Annotated in this window: 18 protein-coding genes; 9 read left to right on the forward strand and 9 right to left on the reverse strand. The window is 61.4% G+C overall.

Annotation, left to right across the window (positions count from 1 at the left end; translation table 11 throughout):
- Positions 1 to 155 precede the first annotated feature (155 nt).
- Positions 156 to 1,880 carry a gamma-glutamyltransferase gene (gene ggt, locus ACQRBT_RS23575; protein ID WP_412046859.1) on the reverse strand — a complete coding sequence of 575 codons (1,725 nt, stop codon included), beginning with the start codon at positions 1,878 to 1,880 and terminating at the stop codon, positions 156 to 158.
- Between the two features lie 76 nt (positions 1,881 to 1,956).
- Entirely contained in the window at positions 1,957 to 3,342 is a 1,386-nt protein-coding gene (locus tag ACQRBT_RS23580) for a PLP-dependent aminotransferase family protein (RefSeq protein WP_412046864.1), read from the reverse strand.
- A gap of 131 nt (positions 3,343 to 3,473) precedes the next feature.
- On the opposite strand from ACQRBT_RS23580, the gene ACQRBT_RS23585 reads away from it, so the two are divergent.
- The 4 genes from ACQRBT_RS23585 to ACQRBT_RS23600 are packed head-to-tail and all read left to right on the forward strand — an operon-like array spanning position 3,474 to position 6,177.
- Positions 3,474 to 3,950, forward strand: a complete 477-nt coding sequence (locus ACQRBT_RS23585; protein ID WP_060752789.1) for a carboxymuconolactone decarboxylase family protein — start codon at positions 3,474 to 3,476, stop codon at positions 3,948 to 3,950.
- Positions 3,943 to 4,383, forward strand: coding sequence for a GNAT family N-acetyltransferase (locus ACQRBT_RS23590; protein WP_198762966.1), 441 nt, complete (start codon positions 3,943 to 3,945; stop codon positions 4,381 to 4,383). Before ACQRBT_RS23585 ends, ACQRBT_RS23590 begins: the two co-directional genes overlap by 8 nt.
- Positions 4,380 to 4,973 carry an FMN-dependent NADH-azoreductase gene (locus ACQRBT_RS23595; RefSeq protein WP_412046858.1) on the forward strand — a complete coding sequence of 198 codons (594 nt, stop codon included), beginning with the start codon at positions 4,380 to 4,382 and terminating at the stop codon, positions 4,971 to 4,973. Before ACQRBT_RS23590 ends, ACQRBT_RS23595 begins: the two co-directional genes overlap by 4 nt.
- Positions 4,974 to 5,031: 58 nt before the next feature.
- Positions 5,032 to 6,177: a MalY/PatB family protein gene (locus ACQRBT_RS23600; RefSeq protein WP_060752786.1), complete on the forward strand. Its 1,146-nt coding sequence runs from the start codon at positions 5,032 to 5,034 to the stop codon at positions 6,175 to 6,177.
- Positions 6,178 to 6,227: 50 nt separating this feature from the next.
- Here the strand turns inward: ACQRBT_RS23600 and ACQRBT_RS23605 are convergent, their stop codons facing one another.
- Positions 6,228 to 6,443 carry a TOBE domain-containing protein gene (locus ACQRBT_RS23605; RefSeq protein WP_060752785.1) on the reverse strand — a complete coding sequence of 72 codons (216 nt, stop codon included), beginning with the start codon at positions 6,441 to 6,443 and terminating at the stop codon, positions 6,228 to 6,230.
- A 316-nt stretch (positions 6,444 to 6,759) separates the two neighbouring features.
- Between ACQRBT_RS23605 and ACQRBT_RS23610 the strand changes: the two genes are divergently transcribed.
- Genes ACQRBT_RS23610 through ACQRBT_RS23620 form a run of 3 tightly spaced genes read left to right on the forward strand, consistent with a single transcriptional unit; the run spans position 6,760 to position 9,267 of the window.
- A complete protein-coding gene (locus ACQRBT_RS23610; protein ID WP_412046857.1) occupies positions 6,760 to 7,716 on the forward strand; it encodes an aliphatic sulfonate ABC transporter substrate-binding protein in 957 nt (318 codons plus the stop codon).
- Between the two features lie 10 nt (positions 7,717 to 7,726).
- Positions 7,727 to 8,554 (forward strand): ABC transporter permease, encoded by an 828-nt coding sequence (locus ACQRBT_RS23615; protein ID WP_205343718.1) that lies wholly within the window; start codon positions 7,727 to 7,729, stop codon positions 8,552 to 8,554.
- 20 nt (positions 8,555 to 8,574) lie between these two features.
- Positions 8,575 to 9,267, forward strand: a complete 693-nt coding sequence (locus tag ACQRBT_RS23620; RefSeq protein WP_412046863.1) for an ABC transporter ATP-binding protein — start codon at positions 8,575 to 8,577, stop codon at positions 9,265 to 9,267.
- Between the two features lie 98 nt (positions 9,268 to 9,365).
- Here ACQRBT_RS23620 and ACQRBT_RS23625 read toward each other — a convergent pair whose 3' ends face one another.
- The 5 genes from ACQRBT_RS23625 to ACQRBT_RS23645 all read right to left on the reverse strand — a co-directional run bounded on the left by ACQRBT_RS23625 (position 9,366) and on the right by ACQRBT_RS23645 (position 16,075).
- Positions 9,366 to 10,976 carry a GMC family oxidoreductase gene (locus tag ACQRBT_RS23625; protein WP_412046856.1) on the reverse strand — a complete coding sequence of 537 codons (1,611 nt, stop codon included), beginning with the start codon at positions 10,974 to 10,976 and terminating at the stop codon, positions 9,366 to 9,368.
- A 24-nt stretch (positions 10,977 to 11,000) separates the two neighbouring features.
- The gene (locus ACQRBT_RS23630) at positions 11,001 to 12,218 is read right to left on the reverse strand and encodes a mandelate racemase/muconate lactonizing enzyme family protein (RefSeq protein WP_060752780.1); all 1,218 of its coding nucleotides are present in this window, start codon (positions 12,216 to 12,218) and stop codon (positions 11,001 to 11,003) included.
- A 1-nt stretch (position 12,219) separates the two neighbouring features.
- Entirely contained in the window at positions 12,220 to 13,530 is a 1,311-nt protein-coding gene (locus ACQRBT_RS23635) for an MFS transporter (RefSeq protein WP_411983938.1), read from the reverse strand.
- 75 nt (positions 13,531 to 13,605) lie between these two features.
- Positions 13,606 to 15,030 carry an aldehyde dehydrogenase gene (aldA, locus tag ACQRBT_RS23640; protein WP_412046862.1) on the reverse strand — a complete coding sequence of 475 codons (1,425 nt, stop codon included), beginning with the start codon at positions 15,028 to 15,030 and terminating at the stop codon, positions 13,606 to 13,608.
- A gap of 115 nt (positions 15,031 to 15,145) precedes the next feature.
- Positions 15,146 to 16,075: a LysR substrate-binding domain-containing protein gene (locus ACQRBT_RS23645; protein WP_412046855.1), complete on the reverse strand. Its 930-nt coding sequence runs from the start codon at positions 16,073 to 16,075 to the stop codon at positions 15,146 to 15,148.
- Between the two features lie 284 nt (positions 16,076 to 16,359).
- Here ACQRBT_RS23645 and ACQRBT_RS23650 point away from each other — a divergent pair, with 284 nt between their 5' ends.
- Positions 16,360 to 17,592 (forward strand): MFS transporter, encoded by a 1,233-nt coding sequence (locus ACQRBT_RS23650; protein WP_412046854.1) that lies wholly within the window; start codon positions 16,360 to 16,362, stop codon positions 17,590 to 17,592.
- Here the strand turns inward: ACQRBT_RS23650 and ACQRBT_RS23655 are convergent.
- Positions 17,530 to 18,444 (reverse strand): LysR family transcriptional regulator, encoded by a 915-nt coding sequence (locus tag ACQRBT_RS23655; RefSeq protein ID WP_412046853.1) that lies wholly within the window; start codon positions 18,442 to 18,444, stop codon positions 17,530 to 17,532. The two genes, ACQRBT_RS23650 and ACQRBT_RS23655, sit on opposite strands and share 63 nt — an antisense overlap.
- Before the next feature lie 105 nt (positions 18,445 to 18,549).
- Here ACQRBT_RS23655 and ACQRBT_RS23660 point away from each other — a divergent pair, with 105 nt between their 5' ends.
- Positions 18,550 to 19,431 (forward strand): HalD/BesD family halogenase, encoded by an 882-nt coding sequence (locus tag ACQRBT_RS23660; RefSeq protein WP_060752774.1) that lies wholly within the window; start codon positions 18,550 to 18,552, stop codon positions 19,429 to 19,431.
- Positions 19,432 to 19,449: the final 18 nt, after the last annotated feature.

The raw sequence follows: 19,449 nt of genomic DNA on the forward strand, positions 1-19,449 counted from the left end.
CAATCCAGGCACCGCAGTCTTCCTGAAAAACCGAGGCGTCCTGTTGGGGCGGCTGCGCCACCCAGCGCGGGGCAAGCCCGCTCACTACAGCCCAGTGACGGGCAGGTGTTGCGACGTCATTAGCAGCCCAGTGACAGGCAGGTGTTGCGACGTGATCAGTAGCCCAATGACAAGCCGGTATTGCGACGCGGATCATTCGCCCCATAGAAGCGGTTATTACCCACCGGCTTACCCTCCAGTGAAGGCGCGCCGACCAGAATCGCCGCCAAGTGGTTGGCATCCTGAGGGCCCGCAAACTGATGGCCCCAGCTTTCCAGGATCTTCTGGGTATCGGGGCTTACGGCAAACCGTTCCAGGTTGGTGGCTGGCGGCATCCACTGCTGGTGGAAACGTGGCGCATCCACCGCCTCCTGAATGTTCATCTTGTAGTCGATGACATTGAGAATGGTCAGCAAGGTGGCCGTGATGATACGGCTGCCACCCGGCGTGCCCACCACCATCACCGCCTTGCCATCCTTGGTCACGATGGTCGGGCTCATCGACGACAGCGGCGCCTTGCCCGGTGCGATGGCGTTGGCTTCGCCCTGGACCAGGCCGTACATGTTCGGCACGCCGACCTTGACGGTGAAGTCGTCCATTTCATCGTTGAGGATCACCCCGGTTTTGCTCGCCATCACGCCGGCACCGAACCAGTCGTTGAGGGTATAGGTCACCGAGACCGCGTTGCCCCACTTGTCGACAATCGAATAGTGCGTGGTGTTGTTGCCTTCATGGGGCGATACGCCCGGTTTGATCGCCTGGGAGTCGCCGGCTTTCTGCGGGTCGATGGCGGCACGCAGCTTGGCGGCATAGTCCTTGTCCAGCAGGTGGGCGATCGGGTTCTTCACGAAGTCCGGGTCGCCCAGGTAGCTGTTACGGTCCACGTAGGCATGGCGCATGGCTTCAATCTGGTAGTGCAGGCCCTGGGCCGAGTGATAGCCGAGGTCGGCCATCGGGTAGCCTTCGAGGATGTTCATGATCTGGCAGATCACCACGCCCCCCGAGCTTGGCGGCGGCGCCGAGACGACGTGGTAACCCCGGTAATCGCACTCGATGGGCGCCAGTTCACGGGTCTTGTATTTGTCCAGGTCGGCCTGGGTGATGATGCCTTTGCCGGCCTGGCTGGAATCCACCAGCGCCTTGGCGACCCAGCCTTTATAGAAACCGTCGCTGCCCTTGGCGGAAATTTCCTTGAGGGTCTTGGCCAGGTCTTTCTGCACCAGCTTCTGGCCGACCTGCATCGGCTGGCCGTTGTGCAGGAAGATCCCGCGCAGGTCCGGGTCTTTTTCGAATTCACCGGTGGCCGTGTGCAGCAGGTCGATATCCCCCTGCTCCAGTTCGAAGCCGTTTTCGGCCAGTTTGATCGCCGGGGCAATCACCTGGGCGCGCTTGAGGGTCCCGTATTTGCTCAGCGCCAGCTCCATGCCGGACACGGTGCCGGGGACCCCGACCGCCAAATGGCCCTTGGCACTGAGGCCGTCGATGACCATGCCATCTTTGTCCAGGTACATGTTGGCGGTGGCCGCCAGGGGGGCTTTTTCGCGGAAGTCGAGGAAGGTCTTGCGCCCGTCGGCCAGTTGCACGGTCATGAAACCGCCGCCGCCGAGATTGCCCGCCGCCGGGTACACCACCGCCAGCGCATAGCCGACCGCAACGGCCGCATCCACCGCGTTGCCGCCGGCCTTGAGCACATCCACGCCCACATGAGTGGCCAAATGCTGGGCGGTGACCACCATGCCATTTTCACCGGCCACCGGAGCCTGGGACGCAGCTTGCACACCGCTGACGGTCAACACCAGTGCAGTAGCAATCAAAGTACGGCTGAAGGGTTGGTATTTCATCCATGGCTACTCTAGTTGTTGAGGTGCACCAAAATAGCCCTTCCCGGTTTTAATCCCCAGCGCAATGGCGTTTTTATTACAGAACTTGTCGGTCACAGAACGATGACGACTCGATCACGCCGCGCAGCAACAAGGCCAGCTCCGACGCTTGTTGCGCCGTGGCGACATTCGTGAACCCCATCAACAAGCCCTGCTCGCGATGTGCCCCCAGGCTCCACACCGACAGCGCCTGTACCGCCAGGCCCGCCGCGTTCGCTGCCTCAGCCACGGCCTGGTCCGATACCGCCACCTCCAGGCGCACCAGCAGATTAATCCCCCCTGCTTGCTCATCCACCCGCAAAAGACCCGCGCAATGCGTTGCCATCGCATTGACCAGCAACCCATGCCGCTGCGCATATAACTGGCGCATCTTCTTCAGATGCCGGGTGAAATGTCCCTGCTCCAGGAAGTCTGCCGTGGTCAGTTGCAATAACTGCGCGCTGCGCTGCTGCAACGCCTGGGCGCTGCGCTCAAATGCCGCCACCAAGGCGGTGGGCACCACCAGATAGCCGAGGCGCAGCCCGGGAAACAGCATCTTGCTGAAACTCCCGGCATGGATGACCCGGTCATCGTGATCCTGGCTCTTGAGCGCCGCCAGCGGTTGGCCCCGGTAGCGAAATTCACTGTCGTAATCATCCTCGACCACCCAACTGCCCTGCTCCCCGGCCCATGCCAGCAAGGCCTGCCGCCGCTCCCGGCTCAAGGCCACACCCAACGGGCTTTGATGCGCCGGGGTGACCACTGCCAGCCGCGCCTGCATGTCGCGTCGAATGCCCTGCGCTACGTCCAGGCCATCACGGTCGACCGGCACCGGCACCAAATCCACGCCGCAATGGGTCAACAGTTGACGCCCATGCAAGTAGCCAGGGTCTTCGAACCAGCAGCGTTGCCCTGCCATCTGCAGCGCATCGCACAGCAGCGTCAGGCATCCGGCATAACCGGCGCAGACAAATACCTGCTGTGGTGCGCACTGCACGCCGCGGTACAACGCCAGGTAGTTGGCAATGGCCACACGCAGCGCCTGGGCGCCGCGCACGTCACCCATCGCCAGGCTGTCGGAATCGGTGCGGCGCACTTGTTGGGTCACCAGCCGCGCCCACAGCTTACGCGGGAAGGCATCGAGGGCCGGCAGGCCCATCTGCAAGGCCAGGGGGCTGCGTACCACAGGCTCAACCACCGGCAACGGCTTGACCGACACCGTCGGCAGCGACGCAGCGATCACCGTGCCCGCCTGACCGCGGGCCTCAAAAAAACCTTCGCTGACCAGCAGTTGATAGGCCGTCTCCACCGTGCCCCGCGCCACCTTGAGCTCCAGCGCCAAGCTGCGCACGGACGGCACGCGGTCACCGGGGCCGAACTGGCCCTGGTCAATGGCCAAGCGAAAACGCCGGTAGATTTCCTGGTACTTGGGCAAAGCTGACATCACGGGCGGGCTCGACAGGGATACACGGCGAAGTCTGATCATGTCCCAACCCACTTGTCCAATCATGCCCCTGTCGAGCGATCCGTCAGCCACTGAAAATGACGCATCACTTACTCCACACAGGATCGCCCATGAAACACCGACTCGATTACGCCCAAGCCGCTCCTGCGGGCTACAGTGCCCTCGGTTCAGTGCACCGCTACATCCACGGCTGCGGCCTGGAGAAAGAGTTGATTGACCTGGTGTACCTGCGGGTTTCCCAACTCAACGGCTGTGCCTATTGCCTGGACTCCCACTCCCGCGACCTGCTCAAACAGGGCATCGATCTGGAGAAGCTGATGCTGGTCGCCGCCTGGCATGAGGCCTCGCCGCTGTTCACACCGCGTGAATGTGCGGCCCTGGCCTGGGCCGAGGTGGTCACCCAGGTGGCGCAGACCCAGGTGCCGGACGCCGATTACACCAGGGTCTCGGCGCTGTTCAATGACAAGGAAGTGGCCGACCTGACCCTGGCGATCGCCCTGATGAACGCCTTGAACCGCGTCGCCATCAGCTTTCGCAAGGTGCCGGCCGCCGTCAAAGCCCATCTGGTGAATCAAGATCATGAATGAACAGGTCGAATTCGTGCCGATGCAGACTGAAGCCGACTGCATCGCAAGCTTTGCGGTAATGCAGCAACTGCGCCCGCACCTGACGGATGCCGTCACCTTTGCCGAGCAGGTCCAACGCCAACAGCAGAACGGCTACCACCTGCTGGCCGCCCGAGAACAAGGTAAGGTGATCGGCCTGATTGGTTACCGGCTGACGGAAAACACCTTGTATGGCCGCTTCATCTATGTCGACGATCTGGTCGTCGATGCCGCCTTGCAACGTCGTCGCCTCGGCGAACAATTGCTGGACCGCGTGCGCGAAGAAACCCGCGCACGCGGTTATCGTTACCTGGTATTGGACACCGGCATGCACATGGCCCTGGCCCAGCGCTTCTACTTCCGCCAGGGCCTGTTACCGCTTGGCATGCACTTCTCTCAGGATCTGAACCCATGACCCGTGCCTTGTTACTCAGCTTCAGCCCCCACGGCAAAGCCGCACATGGCTTCAAACTGGGCCGCGCCCTGCTGCGCGACCTGCTGCCGCAGGCCCAGGTCACTGAACGCGACTACGGCGGCCAGGCGTTGCCGCCGCTGACCCGCGAATACGCAGATGCCCTGACCACGCCTGGCGGCCTGAATGGCGACGCGACGGCAGTGTCGGAACAGCTGATTGTTGAACTGGAAGCCTGCGACCTGCTGATCCTGTGCACCCCGGTACACAACTTCACCGTGCCGGCAGCGCTCAAGGCCTGGATCGACCATGTGGTGCGCATCCATCGCAGTTTCACGGTCAACCCGCAGTTTGAAAAGGTCGGCCTGTTGCACGACCGGCGCACCTTTGTGCTGGTCAGCTCCGGCAATGCGCGCAAAGGCCACGAGCCGGACTTTCTCACGCCGTACCTGACCACCGTCCTGGCGACGATCGGCATTCGCTCGGTGGACTTTGCCTACCTGCCGGCCATGGTGCGCGGTGAAGCAGCGGTCAATCACGCCGTGGAACAGGCCCACCAACAACTATCTGCGGCAATCAGCACTGGCCTATAAAATTAATGGCGCTAGAATCGGCGCCATTGTTTGCCCGCCTTCCTGATACGAGCCGCCCATGAGCTTTGATTTCGACACGATCCACCCACGCCTCGGCACCGGCAGCACCAAGTGGAACCGTTACCCGCCTGACGTGTTGCCGATGTGGATCGCCGACATGGATATCGCCGCCCCCCCGGCCGTGCTGCACGCCTTGCACCAGCGCCTGGACCAGCAGGTTCTGGGCTACAGCGTGGCCGGCCCGGATGTGCGCGAAGCCATCGTGGCCGACCTGTGGGCCAAGTACGCCTGGCGGGTGCAGCCGGAGGAGTTGCTGTTCCTGCCCGGCGTCGAACCCGGCTTCAATATGGCGCTGCACGCCTTTGTGCAACCGGGCCAGCCGGTGGTGCTGCAGACCCCGAACTACCGCCCGATTCGCCTGGCACCCGGCCACTGGCACCTGCCACGCATCGAAGTACCGTTTGAGCGGGTCGGCGCTGAATACCTCACCCCGCTGGCGACCCTGCAGAAGTCACTGGACGGTGCCGGCGCGCTGCTGTTGAGCAACCCGCATAACCCGATCGGCAAAGTCTTCCCCCGCGAAGAACTGCTGGCCGTGGCTAACGCCTGCCTGGAAAACGGCGCGTTGATCATCAGCGATGAAATCCACGCCGAGTTGTGCTTCGACGGTCGCCGCCACATCCCCACCGCCAGCCTCAGCCCTGAGATTGCCCAGCGCACCATCACGTTGATGTCGGCGAGCAAAGCCTACAACGTGGCCGGCCTGAAGACCTGTTTTGCCGTGGTGCAGAACGCCGAGATCCGCGAACGCTTCAACAACGCGCGTTGCGGCATGGTCGACAGCGTCAGCCCCCTGGGCCTGGAAGCCACCCGCGCCGCCTACAGCGAATGCACAGAATGGCTGGAGGCCTTGGTCAAGTACCTGCAAGCCAACCGTGACTACCTGCTCGACGCCGTGCAAACCCGCCTGCCTGGCGTGGTGATGCATGCTCCGCAAGGCACCTTCCTGGCCTGGCTGGATTGCAGCGCCCTGGGCCTGGACGACCCGCAGCAATTCTTCCTGGAACAGGCCAAGGTCGGCTTGAGTGCGGGGATCGAATTCGGCGATGAGAGCCAACAATTCGTGCGCCTTAACTTCGGTTGCCCACGGTCGATGCTGGAAGAAGGCGTGCAACGCATGGAGCGCGCCCTGCGTCATCGCTGACACGCAGAGCGCCTGGGCGGTGTTCCCACGCAAGGCGTGGGAACGCGCGGTCAGAGCTTGGCGATCGACACTTCCGTCGACTTCACAAAAGCGATGACCTCACTGCCCACCTTCAATTCCAGATCACGCACCGAACGGGTGGTGATCACCGAAGTGACGATGCCGGATGCGGTCTGCACGTCGATTTCGGACACCACTTCGCCCTGCAGTATTTCCTTGATCACGCCCTTGAACTGGTTGCGCACGTTGATCGCTTTAATGGTCATGTCGGCTTTCCTTTAGCTGTTGGGTCAATCCGCACGAATGCGCAGGCCCTCAAGATGCAGCAACGGAGAAAAACACAAAAGGAATATATAACTATTTATTTATTCCTTATGGATATATTGAGAAGTGTTGCCCAGCAAACAGTGATTCAACAATCTGCCCCTCTCACCACAGCATTCATCCCGGCCCCCCCCCGCCAATACGCTGCCGAACCCGCTGGCACAGAGACTGCATATTCCCGAAAAGCATGATGGAACATGCCGACTAATTTTCTAAGCATAAGAAAAATCTCCTTCCCATGCCTTTCGGAGCGGTTCCATGAAACCCATTACCCAACGCTTATTGGGCGTCTTCGCCCTCGCGCTGTGCCTGCAACCACAGGCCTTTGCCGCCGAGACAGATCCGGCCCAAGTCAACCTCGACTACGCCTACTATTCGCCCGTCAGCCTGGTGCTCAAGCATTTCGGCTGGCTGGAGCAGGCCTTGCCGAACTCCAAGGTCGGCTGGGTATTGAGCCAGGGTAGCAACCGGTCCCTGGAGTACCTCAACAGCGGCGGCGTCGACTTCGCGTCTTCCGCCAGCCTGTCTGCGGTTTTGAGCCGCGCTAATGGCAGCCCGATCAAATCGGTGTACGTATACAGTCGCGCCGAATGGACGGCCCTGGTGGTGCGCAAGGACTCGTCGCTTAAAAATCTCACCGACCTCAAGGGCAAGAAAATCGCCGCCACCAAAGGTACCGACCCGTACCTGTTCACCCTGCGCAGCCTGCAAAAGGCCGGGCTGAACAAGGACGATGTGGAATTGGTGCACCTGCAACATCCGGATGGCCGCACCGCCCTGGAGAAAGGCGACGTCGACGCCTGGGCCGGTCTCGATCCGCATATGGCCGCCAGTGAAATCCAGGCCGGTTCGCGCCTGCTCTATCGCAACAAGGACTTCAACAGTTATGGCGTGGTCAGCGTTACCGAGACGTTCGCCAAGGAGCATCCGCAGACCATCACCAAAGTGCTCGGCGCCTACGAGAAAGCCCGTGACTGGGCGGTGAGGCACCCGGATGAATTCGCCAAGCTGCTGGCCGACGAGTCGGGCTTGCCGTTGGAAGTGGCCAAGTTGCAACTGTCGCGCACCGACTTGAGCACACCGTTCCTGAGCAGCAAGGATGTCGTGTCATCCAAGGCCGCGGCGCCGATCCTGGTGTCTGAAGAACTGGTGCGGCGCGGGGTGAACGTGGACCAGGTGATCGACCAGTTGATCGACACCTCGTTCAGTCAATAAGGGGCGCGGGATGACCAGCAAGACCCAGATTTTGCCGCTGACGCCACCGCAGGTGATCAACCGCAGCGCCTGGCCACGCAGGCTCAAGGGCCTGGTGTTGCCGGTGCTGATCCTGCTGATCCTGGAAGGGGTAGTCCGGGTGGGTTGGTTGCCGTCGTACCAGATGCCGGCGCCCAGCGAAATTGCCGTGACCCTGACGCAGCTGGCCGAGGGCGCGCTGTGGAAGCACATCAGCGCCAGCCTGGGCCGCGTGCTGCTGGGCTTTGCCATCGGCGCCGGGCTGGCCCTGGTATTTGCCGCCTGGGTAGGGTTGAGCCGTGAGGCCGAAGCTTACCTGGAGCCGACGTTCGCCGGGTTGCGTTCGATCCCGAGCTTGGCCTGGGTACCGCTGTTGCTGTTGTGGCTAGGTATCGATGAAACCTCGAAGATTGTGCTGATCGCGATTGGCGCGTTCTTCCCGGTGTACCTCAATGGCGTCGCGGCCATTCGCGATATCGATCGCAAGCTGGTGGAAGTGGGCCAAATGTATGGCTTCAGTCGACGCCGATTGGTACGCCGCATCCTCCTGCCCGCCGCCCTGCCCGGCTTGTTTACCGGTTTGCGCAGCGGTTTGAGCCTGGCGTGGATGTTCCTGGTGGCGGCTGAACTGATCGCAGCCACCAAGGGCTTGGGCTACCTGCTCAGCGATGGGCGCGAAACCTCACGGCCGGACATCGTGCTGGCGGCGATCATCGTATTGGCGCTGTTGGGGAAGGTCAGCGATGGCCTGCTCGCGGCGCTGGAAAAGCGCTGCCTGGCGTGGCGCGATACCTTCAACGGTCAAGGAGCGGAGCAGTGACTGCATCGCCGTTATTGGATATGCGCGTGGAGCGAAAGAGCTTCAGCGACACCGTGGTGTTGAGCGACGTGAGTCTGGCCTTGCAACCTCGCGAAACCGTGAGCCTGCTGGGGCCAAGCGGCTGTGGCAAAAGTACGCTGTTGCGTATCGTCGCCGGGCTGGACAAGGACTATCAGGGAGAACTGCGCAGCCCGGATGGAGAAGTCGCATTTGTGTTCCAGGAACCGCGCCTGATGCCCTGGCTGACGGTGGAGCAGAACATCGGTTTCAGCGACGACAACCACTACGATAAAGCCTGGGTCACGCAATTGATCGAGGAAGTCGGCCTCAAGGGCTTTGCCCAGGCGCTGCCCAAGGCATTGTCCGGGGGCATGGCGCAACGAGTGGCCATCGCCCGTGGCCTGTATTCGCGACCGCAGGTCTTGCTGCTGGATGAGCCGTTCAGCGCGGTGGATGCGTTTACCCGCATGAAGCTGCAGGACTTGCTGCTGCAACTGGCCGAGCACCATGCCATCGCGCTGCTGTTGGTCACCCACGATGTGGACGAGGCGCTGTACTTGAGTGATCGGGTGCTGGTGATGGGCAACCGGCCAAGCAGCATTCGCCAGGCATTGGCGGTGGACCTACCGCACCCCAGAGACCGCCGTGACCCAATGCTGGCGCAGCTCAAAGCGTTGTCCCTGACGCAATTGCAGCGAGCGCACGTGATCTGATCCAGTAGTGGGCGGTCGGGCCCTAATGCCAGCCAGGCGAGGCGCAACGCTGTCACTGTGGCTGGCATTGCCCCTGGTGCATCGGTGTCGGGAATGCCTCAAGCATCCTGCAAAATCAGATCCGCGCCCTTCTCCGCCACCATCAACACCGCCGCATGGGTATTGCCCGAAGTCACATTCGGGAAGATCGACGCATCGACAATGCGCAATCCGTCCAGTCCATGCACCTTCAAGCGCTTGTCCACCACCGATGTACGCGGGTCCGAGCCCATGGCGCAGGAGCCGCAGAGGTGGTAGATCGAGCCGCTGTTTTCGCGAAAGTATTGCAGCATCTGCTCATCGCTCTGCACCGCCGCGCCGGGTAGAACCTCGGCCACCGTGATGCCCTTGAGCGCAGGCGCCTGCATGATCTTGCGCATCAATCGACTGCCCTGGATCACCTCGTCGATGTCCTTCTGGGTGCTCAGGTAGTTGGGGTCGATCAGCGCTGCATCACGCGGGTTTTTCGAGGCTATGCGGATGGTGCCGCGACTGGTGGGCCGACACGGATTGAAGCACAGCAGGAATCCGGAGTACGGCTCGGGCTTGAGGCTGGCCTTGTTGTTTTTCGGAATCTGGTAGGACAGCGGGTTGAAGTACAGCTGCAGGTTCGGGTCAGTCTGCTCGGCGTTTCCACGGAAGAACCCGCCGGCCTGGTTGACGCTCATCGCCAGCGCGCCCTTTCGCGTGAACAGGTACTTGAGGCCCAGCTTCAGTTGGCCGAACAGCGAGCCAAGCTGGTCGTTGAGGGTCGGGATATTGGCCTTGTAGTAATAGCTGACGCACAGGTGGTCCTGCAGGTTTTCGCCCACGGCCGGCAGGTGCTTGACCAGTGGGATATTGTGTTCAGCGAGCAGTTGTTGATCCGCCACACCGGACAATTGCAGGATTTTCGGCGTGTCCACCGCACCGGCACACAGGATGACCTCCTTGCGTGCGGTAAAGGTGCGGGCCACGCCGTGCTGGGTCACGCTGATGCCCGTGGCGCGCTGCTGGTCGTCGAACAGCACGCGGTCGACCAATGCGTGCAGTTCCACCGTCAAATTGGTACGGCCGAGCGCCGGATGCAGGTGCGCAAAACTGCTGGAGCAGCGCTCGCCATTGCGCGTGTTGACGTCATACAGGCCCGCGCCTTCAAAGTTCGGGCCGTTGAAGTCATCGCTCAAGCCATAACCGAGTTGCTCGCAGCCTTTGAGAAACACGTCGCAAATCGGGTGGGTATGGCCCTTCATCGGTGTGATGCTGATGGGGCCACTGCCACCGTGATACTCGGTGTCACCCAAGGGGTGGTTTTCCAGCTTGCGAAAGTACGGCAGCACGTCCGCAAAACTCCAGCCGTCGTTGCCATTCGCCGCCCAGTCATTGAAGTCATGGGCCTGGCCGCGCACGTAGATCATTGCGTTGATCGAGCCCGAGCCACCCTGTACCTTGCCGCGAGGCGCATAGATCGCCCGATCGGCCAACTGCTTTTGCGGCTGGCTGTAGTACATCCAGTTGAAGGTCGGGTTGTAATACATCTTGGCGAAACCGACCGGGATCTTGAACCACCAGGAACTGTCCTTGCCGCCGGCTTCGAGCAGCAACACGGAGTATTTGCCCGAAGCGGACAGCCGGTTGGCCAGGACACAGCCTGCGGCGCCAGCACCGGCGATGATGTAGTCATATGTCATTCACGGTTACCGCGTAAGTCGTTTTTAGCCCTTGGCGGGCGAAGTGTCTTTGACGTCAGCCGGGGTTGGCGCCATTTGCAGGTGCAGGCGTTCGCCGGTATACGGCGTGTGCTTGCGCACCACGTCCATATTCAGCTCCACGCCAAGCCCGGGTTCGGTGGACGGGATGATGTAGCCGTCTTCCCAGTGCAGCGGCCTGGTCAGCACCTCGGCGTGGAAACCACCCCAGGTCATGATGCTTTCCTGGATCAGGAAATTCGGCGTACAGGTCGCCAGTTGGAAACTCGCCGCCGCGCCAATCGGCCCGTTGTAAAGGTGAGGCGCGATCTGCGCGTAATAAGCCTCGGCCATGCTCGCGATCTTCTTGGCTTCCAGCAGCCCGCCACAGCGCGCCACGTTCATTTGCAGAATCGAAGCGCCGCCCGCTTGCAGCAGCTTGAAAAATTCGTACTTGGTGGTCAGGCGCTCCCCCGTGGCAATGGGGATGCTGGTCTTGGCCGCAACCTGGGCCATCGCGTCTTCCTGGCCTGGCGGCACCGGTTCTTCGAACCACAGCGGGTCGTATTTCTCCAGACGCTTGGCCAGGCGGATGGCCGACGACGGCACCATCTGCCCGTGGGTGCCGAACAGCAGGTCGCACCGGTCACCCACCGCTTCACGGATCTTGCGGCAGAAAGTCTCGCAACGCTCCAGCACTTGCAGGGAGACCTGGTGACCGGAATAAGCGGTGTACGGCCCGGCCGGGTCGAACTTCAGCGCGGTAAAGCCTTTGTTCATGTTCTCGATGGCGCATTCGGCCGCCAGGTCCGGGTCGTCATAGTCATACTCGCCCTTGCTGTTGACCGGGTACAGGTAGGTGTAGGAACGCAAGCGCTCGTTGACCTTGCCGCCCAGCAACTCGTAGACCGGCTTGTTGGCGGCCTTGCCGATGATGTCCCAGCAGGCCATTTCCAGGCCGCTGACCACGCCCATCATGGTCAGGTCCGGGCGCTGGGTGAAACCGCTGGAATAGGCCTGACGGAAAAACCGCTCGATGTGGTGCGGGTCATGGTTGAGCAGGTAGCGCTCGAACACATCCTCAATGATCGGCAGCATGGCCTTGGGGCCGAAGGTGGCGGCGTAAATCTCGCCGACGCCTTCAATGCCACAGTCGGTCTTGAGCTTGACGAACAGCCAGTACATCCCGCCAATGTGCGGCGGTGGTACGGCAACGATATGGGTTTCAAGGGCGACGATTTTCATCTCAGGCACCTGTCCGGTTGAATTTTTTACGGTTGATCCGGGCGCGCAAGGTCAGGGCCGCCAGGGTCCCGAGCACGCCGATAAAGGCGATGTAGCCGAAATACAGGGTGTAGCCGGCCTTGCCCGGGTAGGTCTCGGTCAAGTAGCCGTTGATCAAGGGGATAAAGGTGTCGGGCAAGTAACCCACCACCGACACAATGCCGATGGCCAAGCCGGTGATGCGTAGCGGGATGTCGCAGCTGTCGAGGATCGCCCAGTACAGGCCGCGAATCGCGTAGGTCATCAGTCCGATAAAGATCACCGTGCCGATCAGCAGGGCCAGGCTGTTGAACGCAGGGAAGACGATCAGCCCGAGCATGGCCAGGGTCACCAGCACCAGCGCGACAATCAGCACCGAAATGTTCGAGAACTTGTCCCCCAGCCAACCGCCACCGATGCCGCCGATGGGGCGCATCCACAGCTTGATGGTCGTGATGGTGCCGGCCATCACGGCGGTCATGCCGCTGCCTTGCAGGTAGTCGGAAAAACTGTAGGTGGCCCAGAACATGTGGTAACCGCAGAACACGATGGCGGTCACCAGCCACAGTTCAGGGATCTTCACCAATGTCGTCAGGTCGGTGATCAGGTTGAACTTGCCCTTCTCCACCGCTGCCGTTTCGGCCAGGGACTTGGGGTCTTTGAGCAACACCAATCCGCAGCCGATGGCGATGCAGATAAACGAGTACAGGTACACCACCTGCTTGAAACCTTCAGCCGCCGACCGGCTTTGCGTTTCGGTGGCATAGGCAAACAGACCCAGGGCCACGGTCGCCAACAAGGCTTCCACCAGGCCGCGCCCGCCGTCGAGAATGCCGAAGAAACGGCCCTGCTCAGAGGGGTGCGCAATCATCTTCACGCGCTTGAGCACCGAGGCCCAAAAAGTCAGGCCGGTGGTCAGCCCCCAGCAAGCGAAGATGATCATCAAGCCGGTCATCGACGGCACGCTGGCGTACCACAAGCCCAATGCACCGGTCGCGACCAGCGAGAAGAAGATCAAAAAGCGCGGCGGCAAACGGTCGGCCAGCCAACCGCTGGGCAAGTAGCTGAGCAAAAAAACCGTGCCGAGCATGGAGTACAGGTAACCCAGCTCGCTGTGGTTGATCTGGAACACATCGAGCATGGTGGTCTGGTAGACCTGGCGCAGGTAGAGGATCGGGTAGATCGCCCCCGCCGCCAGTACCAGTAATAGCAGTTGGAAATAGCGACTGGCTTTGTCGCTGCTTGCCACGGACACGGCAACGGAACCCTGGGCAACAGGTGCAGGCTTGGACATCGTGTAGACCTCGGGCGCCCGATGCACGGGTGCCCTGATAATTGTTTTTATTAAAGGTGCAGCGGTGTGCTTGGCTCAGTACTTCATGACCACCAAGCGGGTCTGGGTGAACTCCAGCATCCCGTGCTTGCCGTCGTCGCCGCCCAGCCCTGAGCGTTTCCATCCGGCGTGGAAACCCTGGTAGGGGTCCGCCGGGGTCCGATTGACATACAACTCGCCGGCCTCGATCGCATTCGCCACTTTCATTGCCGTGCGGTAGTTCTCGGTGTAAAGCACCGACGACAGACCGAACTGGTGGTCGTTGGCCATCGCCAGCGCCTCATCGATGTCGCGGTACTTGAGCACCGGCAGCACCGGGCCGAAGATTTCTTCCTGGATGATTTCCATGTCCTGGCGGCAATGGCTGAGCAAGGTCGGCGGATAGAAATGCCCAGGGCCGTCGGGCAGCACGCCGCCTGTTTCCAGTACAGCACCGGCGGCAACGGCGCGCTCGACCATGGCATGAATATTCTTGCGGGAACTGGCGTTGGCCAGCGGGCCCATCAGGCTTTCGTCGTTGGCACGGTCGCCGAACTTCACTGCGCTGATTTTGGTTTTCATCAGTGCGAGGAATGCGTCATGGACCGCCTCGTGCACATACACCCGCTCCACCGCCGTACACAGCTGGCCGCAGTGCGTGGTCTTGGACGCGACGATGGCGCTGGCGGCCTTTTCCAGGTCGGCATCGGCTTCGATGATCGCCGGCGTCTTGCCGCCCAGTTCCAGGGACGGCTTGGCGATGTTGGCCTTGCAGTAATCGAGCACGATACGCCCGGCATTCACGCTGCCGGTGAGGGTAATCAGGCCGACCGCCTTGTGCGTGCAGACGCTAGCTGCGGTGGCGTGGTCCATGGTCAGGATGTTGATCACACCGGCTGGAATCCCGGCATTGACCACCGCTCTGGCGATTTCAAACGCCGACAGCGGCGTGTTGTTGCTCGGGCGCACCACCACCGTGTTACCGGCGATCAACGCCGGGGCGATCTTGCGCAGCAAGGTATACACCGGATAGTTGAACGGAATCAGGCAAGCCACCACGCCAATCGGTTCGCGTTGCAGGAACAGGTTTTCGTCCGGCGTGTCGCTGGGGATGATCTCGCCTTCGATACGGCGCGCCCATTCGGCATGGTAACGGGTGATCTGCGCGGCGTAGCGTGCTTCGTTGCTCGCGTCACTGACGCTTTTACCGGACTCCCTGGCCAGGGCCGTGCCGATGGCTACGGCGTGGCTGTCCAGGGCATCGGCCAAGGCGCGAAGGTGCTCGGCGCGCTCGATGCTGGTGAGCTTGCCCCAGGTTTTCTGGGCGACGGCAGCGGCGTCGACGGCAGCGATGGCTTCGTCGGCGCTGGCGGCACTGACGTGACCGGCGAGGGTTTCATCGGCAGGGTTGTAGACGGCGATCAGGGCATCGCTGGCCGGTTCGACGAACTGGCCGTTGTAGAAATTGCGCTCGAATTGCATGTGGTTTGCCCAACGTTGTTGTTTTGCGAGTGACATGCAGTTTTGTCGTTGTATGGAGGGCGGGCAAACGACTTATTGGGTGGGGTAACATTCGAAAAATGCAGGTTAGGGGTAATCAACCCGCCGCCGTAGACGGCTCCAACTGCCGCTGCGCCAACCAGATCTCCTCCTGCAACCATCGCTCGAACACCTGCAACTGCGGCATATCCGTCTGCTCGGGTCGGGTCACCAGCCAATACGACTGATGCCCCTCCACATGCACATTCAACACCTGCGTCAACTGCCCACTGGCCAGTTCCGCCGCGACCATATGCCAATCCGCGATGGTAATCCCCAACCGATCCGTCGCCGCCCGGATCGCCAGGTCCAGCAGGTCGAATTCATACCCGCCCTGCGTATCCACCCCATGAATCCGCGCCGCATCCAGCCAGTGCTTCCAGGTCAGGTAACGCTGGTCCTCATTGGCCAGCACATGCAGCAAGGTCATGCGATTCAGATCCACGCCATCGCTGCATTCGCGGGCATACAGCGAGGGCGCGCACACCGCGATATGCCGCTCCTGGATCAACAAGGAACTGTCCAGCCCGTCCCACTCACCATTGCCAAACCGAATCGCGCAATCGAGCGTACTGGTCTGCGCCAGGCTGTCTTGCAAGCACGTGGTAATGCTCAGTTCCAACTCCGGGTGCGCCTCATGCAAGCGCCCCAGGCGCGGCATCAACCAGCGACTGGTGAACGTCGGCGGTGCGTTGATGTGCAGGCGGTTGGAGTGGGTTTTCTGCTGGATGCTACGCACCGTCAGCTCGATCTTGTCGAAGGACTGGTGCAGCGCGCGCAGCAGCACGCGCCCGGCGCTGGTGAGTTCGAGGTGATGATGGCGACGCTCCAGCAGACTCTCGCCCAATTGTTCTTCAAGCTGGCGCACCTGGCGGCTGACTGCGCTCTGGGTCACGTTCAACAGTTCCGCCGCCCGGGTAAAGCTGCCGGTGCTGCCGGCGACTTCGAAGGCTTTGAGGGCATTGAGACCGGGCATTTTACGTTTCATGGAGGGCACTCGACAGCAACTGACAAGGGAGCGAATTCCCACGGCACCGCAGGAAAATTTTCACACAACATACCTTTTTGTATCAGTTCAGCGGTAGCACCCAGCATCGCTGAAAAACACTCGGCTTTAATCTCCCGCGTCGTTTTTCGACGGTTAGCGTCGTTATCGAATAAATAGCACGCGTATTACGCATGCACACTAAGACAATTAAGCATTGGTGACTGACCTGCCACAAAAGTTAGTCTGGCTGAAAACTTATTCACTTATTAACTTCGGGCCGCAGCATGTCGACAACAACTTTCTCATCGCGACGAAGTATCGGGCTGCTGGCACTTGTGTTCACCGCCTGCAATGCAACCACCCACGGTTTCAGTATTTTCCTGTATTCGGCGTTATTGCCGCAGATCCGTGAGTTATTTGAGTTGAGCTACAGCCAGGCCGCGCTGATTGCCGCGCTGCTGCAACTGTTCTACATGGGCGCTTCGATAGCCAGCGGCATTGCCGCCGCGTGGGTAAACCCGCGCACCATGGTGCGCCTGACGATCGTATTGAGCCCGGTCCTGCTGGCGCTGGCCGTCGCCACGCCGTGGGTGCTGCCGTTTGCACTGTGCCTGGCACTGGTGTCGGCGTGCGCGGTGTCGAACTGGAACGCGATTGCAGCCTTGGCCCGTGAGGTGATCCCCGCCAGCCACCGTAGCCGTGTATTAGGGTTGGCATCGTCGGGAGCGGCCTTTGCAATCTGCTTGAACGGGCTGCTGATTGCAGGCTTGCAGGGCTTGACCTTGCGCCAATTCTGGTTGATTTGCGCCGGTTTGACGCTGCTGGTCACCCTGCTGACGCTCTGGGCCTTGGCGCCCCACGCAGAGCAGGCGCCCCGCTCCGCGACGCCGCCCACCTTCAGCGAGGTCGCCAGGCAGTGGCTGCGCCTGTGCCTTGAGCAACCGGTGGCCCTGCAGATTGTGCTGCTCAGCGGGTTTATCGGCGCGATCAGTGGGCCGTTTCTCAATTTTCTATCGGCGTTTGCCAGCGATCAATTGCAGGCCAGCGCCACCGTGACCGGTACGCTGTGGACGCTGATCGGCATCGGAGGCGCCGTCGGCGGGCTGCTGCTCGGGGCGCTGGCCGATCGCTGGGGCGCGCTGAGGGTCATGGCGCTGAGTATCGGTGCCTTCGGCCTGGCCATGCTCGGCCTGCTGGGCCATCCCAGCCTGTTGCTCAGTGTGTGGGCAGCCGCCTTGTTCGCTCTGTTTTATTTCCCGTCCTGGGGCTTGATGGCGGCCTACCTCAGTGCCCGCCTGAGCCCGGTGCACAGCCTGCAGGTGGTGAGCCTGAGCATGGTCAGCTATGGCCTGGCCAGCGCCGCGGCCAATGCACTGTGCGGCGGGTTGTTGCAGGTCAGCGGCGAGTTTGCCGTGGTGCATGCCTGGATCACCGGCTGGGTGCTGGCCAGCCTGCTATTGCTCAAGCGCATGGCTCGTGCGAAGGCTGTCGAAGTGCCGGTGTTGCCGGCTCCCTGAATCGCCTAACTGACGTTGTAGAATCTGCACCAGTGCGTCCACCTCCGGTACCTGGCAACCGGTTGAGCGCCAGAACATCAGGCGCGCCGGGGCAATCGGCGGAAAGCCCTGGCGCTCGTCCAGAATCTGCCAGCCCTGCGGCACTAATCGCCGAGCCATGACGCCCACGGACAATCCTTGCTCGATGGCAATCGCAATCCCGCGCGGGCTCTGGCTGGTGTAGACCACTTGCCAAGAACGCCCCGCGTGGGCCAGCGCCTGCACGGCATTGGCCCTGAATGCGCAGCCCTCGGCGTACACCGCAAGCGGCACCGACTGGCGCCCCACCGCACTCCAGCTCGGTGCTGCGACCCACGCCAGCGGCTCATCGCACAGGTATTCCCCGGGCTGCAAGCCGGCATGCTCAACCCCCAGCACCAGGTCCAGCTCGCCGCGCAGCAAGCGGCCGACCAGCGCAGTCGACATTTCGCAGCAGACATCCGGACGCACCTGGGCAAACTGTGCCTGGAAATCCTTGAGCATCCCGCCCAGGCAGTATTCGGCGTAGTCCTCGGGCATGCCCAAGTGGATACACACCTGCTCGTTGGGCAATTGCGCGGCACTGATCGCCTCGACGTGCAGCTTGAGGATTTGCCGGGCATAGATCAGAAAGGTTTCCCCGCTTGGCGTGAGGCCAATGGAGCGGCTGGTGCGATGGATCAGTGGCGCGCCGACAATCTCTTCGAGTCGTTGCAAGCTCTGGCTGACGGTGGACTGGGTTTTATGCAGACGCTCGGCGGCGGCCGAAAAACCCTGGCACTCGATAATTGCCACAAACACTTTAAGTAAGCTGCCATCCAGTTCGCCTGACATAACTATCGCCCCTGCCGATGGATTCGATCACAACTTGTAATTTCCACTTCAAACCGCTTTACGCAACTATCGACTCAACACCACCACCGACTTCAGGAGCCGTGTATGAGTCTTAAACTTGCCGATGCCGAAACCGGCGATATCAGCGACATCGTTAATACCGAACTCTATCCCATACATGATTCGGGCCATGTTCAATTACGCGCACTCATTGAACACGCCCGCGCCGAACTGGCTGAGGACGGTTGCTGCCTGCTGAAGAACTTCCTGCGCCCGCAAGTGCTGGAGCAGGCGCGCCAGGAAGGCCAGGCGCTGTCGGGCAAGACCTTTTATTCGGTGCGCAAAGTCAACGCGTACTTCACCGAGGATGACCCCAGCCTGCCCCAGGATGATCCGCGTCGCACATTCATGGAGCGCACCAGCGGCTTTGTGACCCGCGACATGATCGCTCCTGACGCGATCATTCACCGGCTGTACGTCTCCCCCATGATGAAACGCTTTATCGGCGCCTGCCTGGATGAACCGGAGATTTTCGAATACGCCGACCCTTTCGCCGGGCTGGTGATCAACGTCATGCCCGAGGGCACCGAACAGCCTTGGCACTTCGACACCAACGAATTCATCGTCAGCATGATGACCCAGAAGCCCGAGGCCGGCGGCCGGTTCGAGTACGCGCCGATGATCCGCTCGCGCAGCCAGGAAAACCTCGGTGCCGTCGGCAAAGTGGTGCGCGGTGAAGACCGCGCGCGCGTGCAGGAACTGGAGCTCAACCCCGGCGACTTGCAGATCTTCAAGGGCCGCTTCTCGGTGCACCGCGTGACCCGCGTGGAAGGCACCATCGAACGCAACACGGCGATTTTCGCCTACTCGGAAAAGCCCGGGATCATCGGCCGCGCCCAACGTACCAAACAGCTTTACGGACGCCTGTCCGAAGCGCATCTGCAAGCCGAACGCAACCTGGTACGCAGCGACCAGTTGCTCGACTGATTGACCTCTCCAAAAACT

The organism is Pseudomonas sp. R19M (assembly GCF_050312585.1).
GTDB classification, from domain to species: domain Bacteria; phylum Pseudomonadota; class Gammaproteobacteria; order Pseudomonadales; family Pseudomonadaceae; genus Aquipseudomonas; species Aquipseudomonas palleroniana.

Excerpts from the sequence above, each read along its gene's own strand:
- ACQRBT_RS23625 (WP_412046856.1), bottom strand. The coding sequence starts at position 10,976 with ATGACATATGACTACATCATCGCCGGTGCTGGCGCCGCAGGCTGTGTC.
- ACQRBT_RS23630 (WP_060752780.1), bottom strand. The coding sequence starts at position 12,218 with ATGAAAATCGTCGCCCTTGAAACCCATATCGTTGCCGTACCACCGCCG.
- ACQRBT_RS23650 (WP_412046854.1), top strand. The coding sequence starts at position 16,360 with ATGTCGACAACAACTTTCTCATCGCGACGAAGTATCGGGCTGCTGGCA.
- ggt (WP_412046859.1), bottom strand. The coding sequence starts at position 1,880 with ATGAAATACCAACCCTTCAGCCGTACTTTGATTGCTACTGCACTGGTG.
- ACQRBT_RS23600 (WP_060752786.1), top strand. The coding sequence starts at position 5,032 with ATGAGCTTTGATTTCGACACGATCCACCCACGCCTCGGCACCGGCAGC.
- ACQRBT_RS23610 (WP_412046857.1), top strand. The coding sequence starts at position 6,760 with ATGAAACCCATTACCCAACGCTTATTGGGCGTCTTCGCCCTCGCGCTG.
- ACQRBT_RS23620 (WP_412046863.1), top strand. The coding sequence starts at position 8,575 with ATGCGCGTGGAGCGAAAGAGCTTCAGCGACACCGTGGTGTTGAGCGAC.
- ACQRBT_RS23590 (WP_198762966.1), top strand. The coding sequence starts at position 3,943 with ATGAATGAACAGGTCGAATTCGTGCCGATGCAGACTGAAGCCGACTGC.
- ACQRBT_RS23635 (WP_411983938.1), bottom strand. The coding sequence starts at position 13,530 with ATGTCCAAGCCTGCACCTGTTGCCCAGGGTTCCGTTGCCGTGTCCGTG.
- ACQRBT_RS23660 (WP_060752774.1), top strand. The coding sequence starts at position 18,550 with ATGAGTCTTAAACTTGCCGATGCCGAAACCGGCGATATCAGCGACATC.
- ACQRBT_RS23585 (WP_060752789.1), top strand. The coding sequence starts at position 3,474 with ATGAAACACCGACTCGATTACGCCCAAGCCGCTCCTGCGGGCTACAGT.
- ACQRBT_RS23580 (WP_412046864.1), bottom strand. The coding sequence starts at position 3,342 with ATGTCAGCTTTGCCCAAGTACCAGGAAATCTACCGGCGTTTTCGCTTG.
- ACQRBT_RS23605 (WP_060752785.1), bottom strand. The coding sequence starts at position 6,443 with ATGACCATTAAAGCGATCAACGTGCGCAACCAGTTCAAGGGCGTGATC.
- aldA (WP_412046862.1), bottom strand. The coding sequence starts at position 15,030 with ATGCAATTCGAGCGCAATTTCTACAACGGCCAGTTCGTCGAACCGGCC.
- ACQRBT_RS23595 (WP_412046858.1), top strand. The coding sequence starts at position 4,380 with ATGACCCGTGCCTTGTTACTCAGCTTCAGCCCCCACGGCAAAGCCGCA.
- ACQRBT_RS23655 (WP_412046853.1), bottom strand. The coding sequence starts at position 18,444 with ATGTCAGGCGAACTGGATGGCAGCTTACTTAAAGTGTTTGTGGCAATT.
- ACQRBT_RS23645 (WP_412046855.1), bottom strand. The coding sequence starts at position 16,075 with ATGAAACGTAAAATGCCCGGTCTCAATGCCCTCAAAGCCTTCGAAGTC.
- ACQRBT_RS23615 (WP_205343718.1), top strand. The coding sequence starts at position 7,727 with ATGACCAGCAAGACCCAGATTTTGCCGCTGACGCCACCGCAGGTGATC.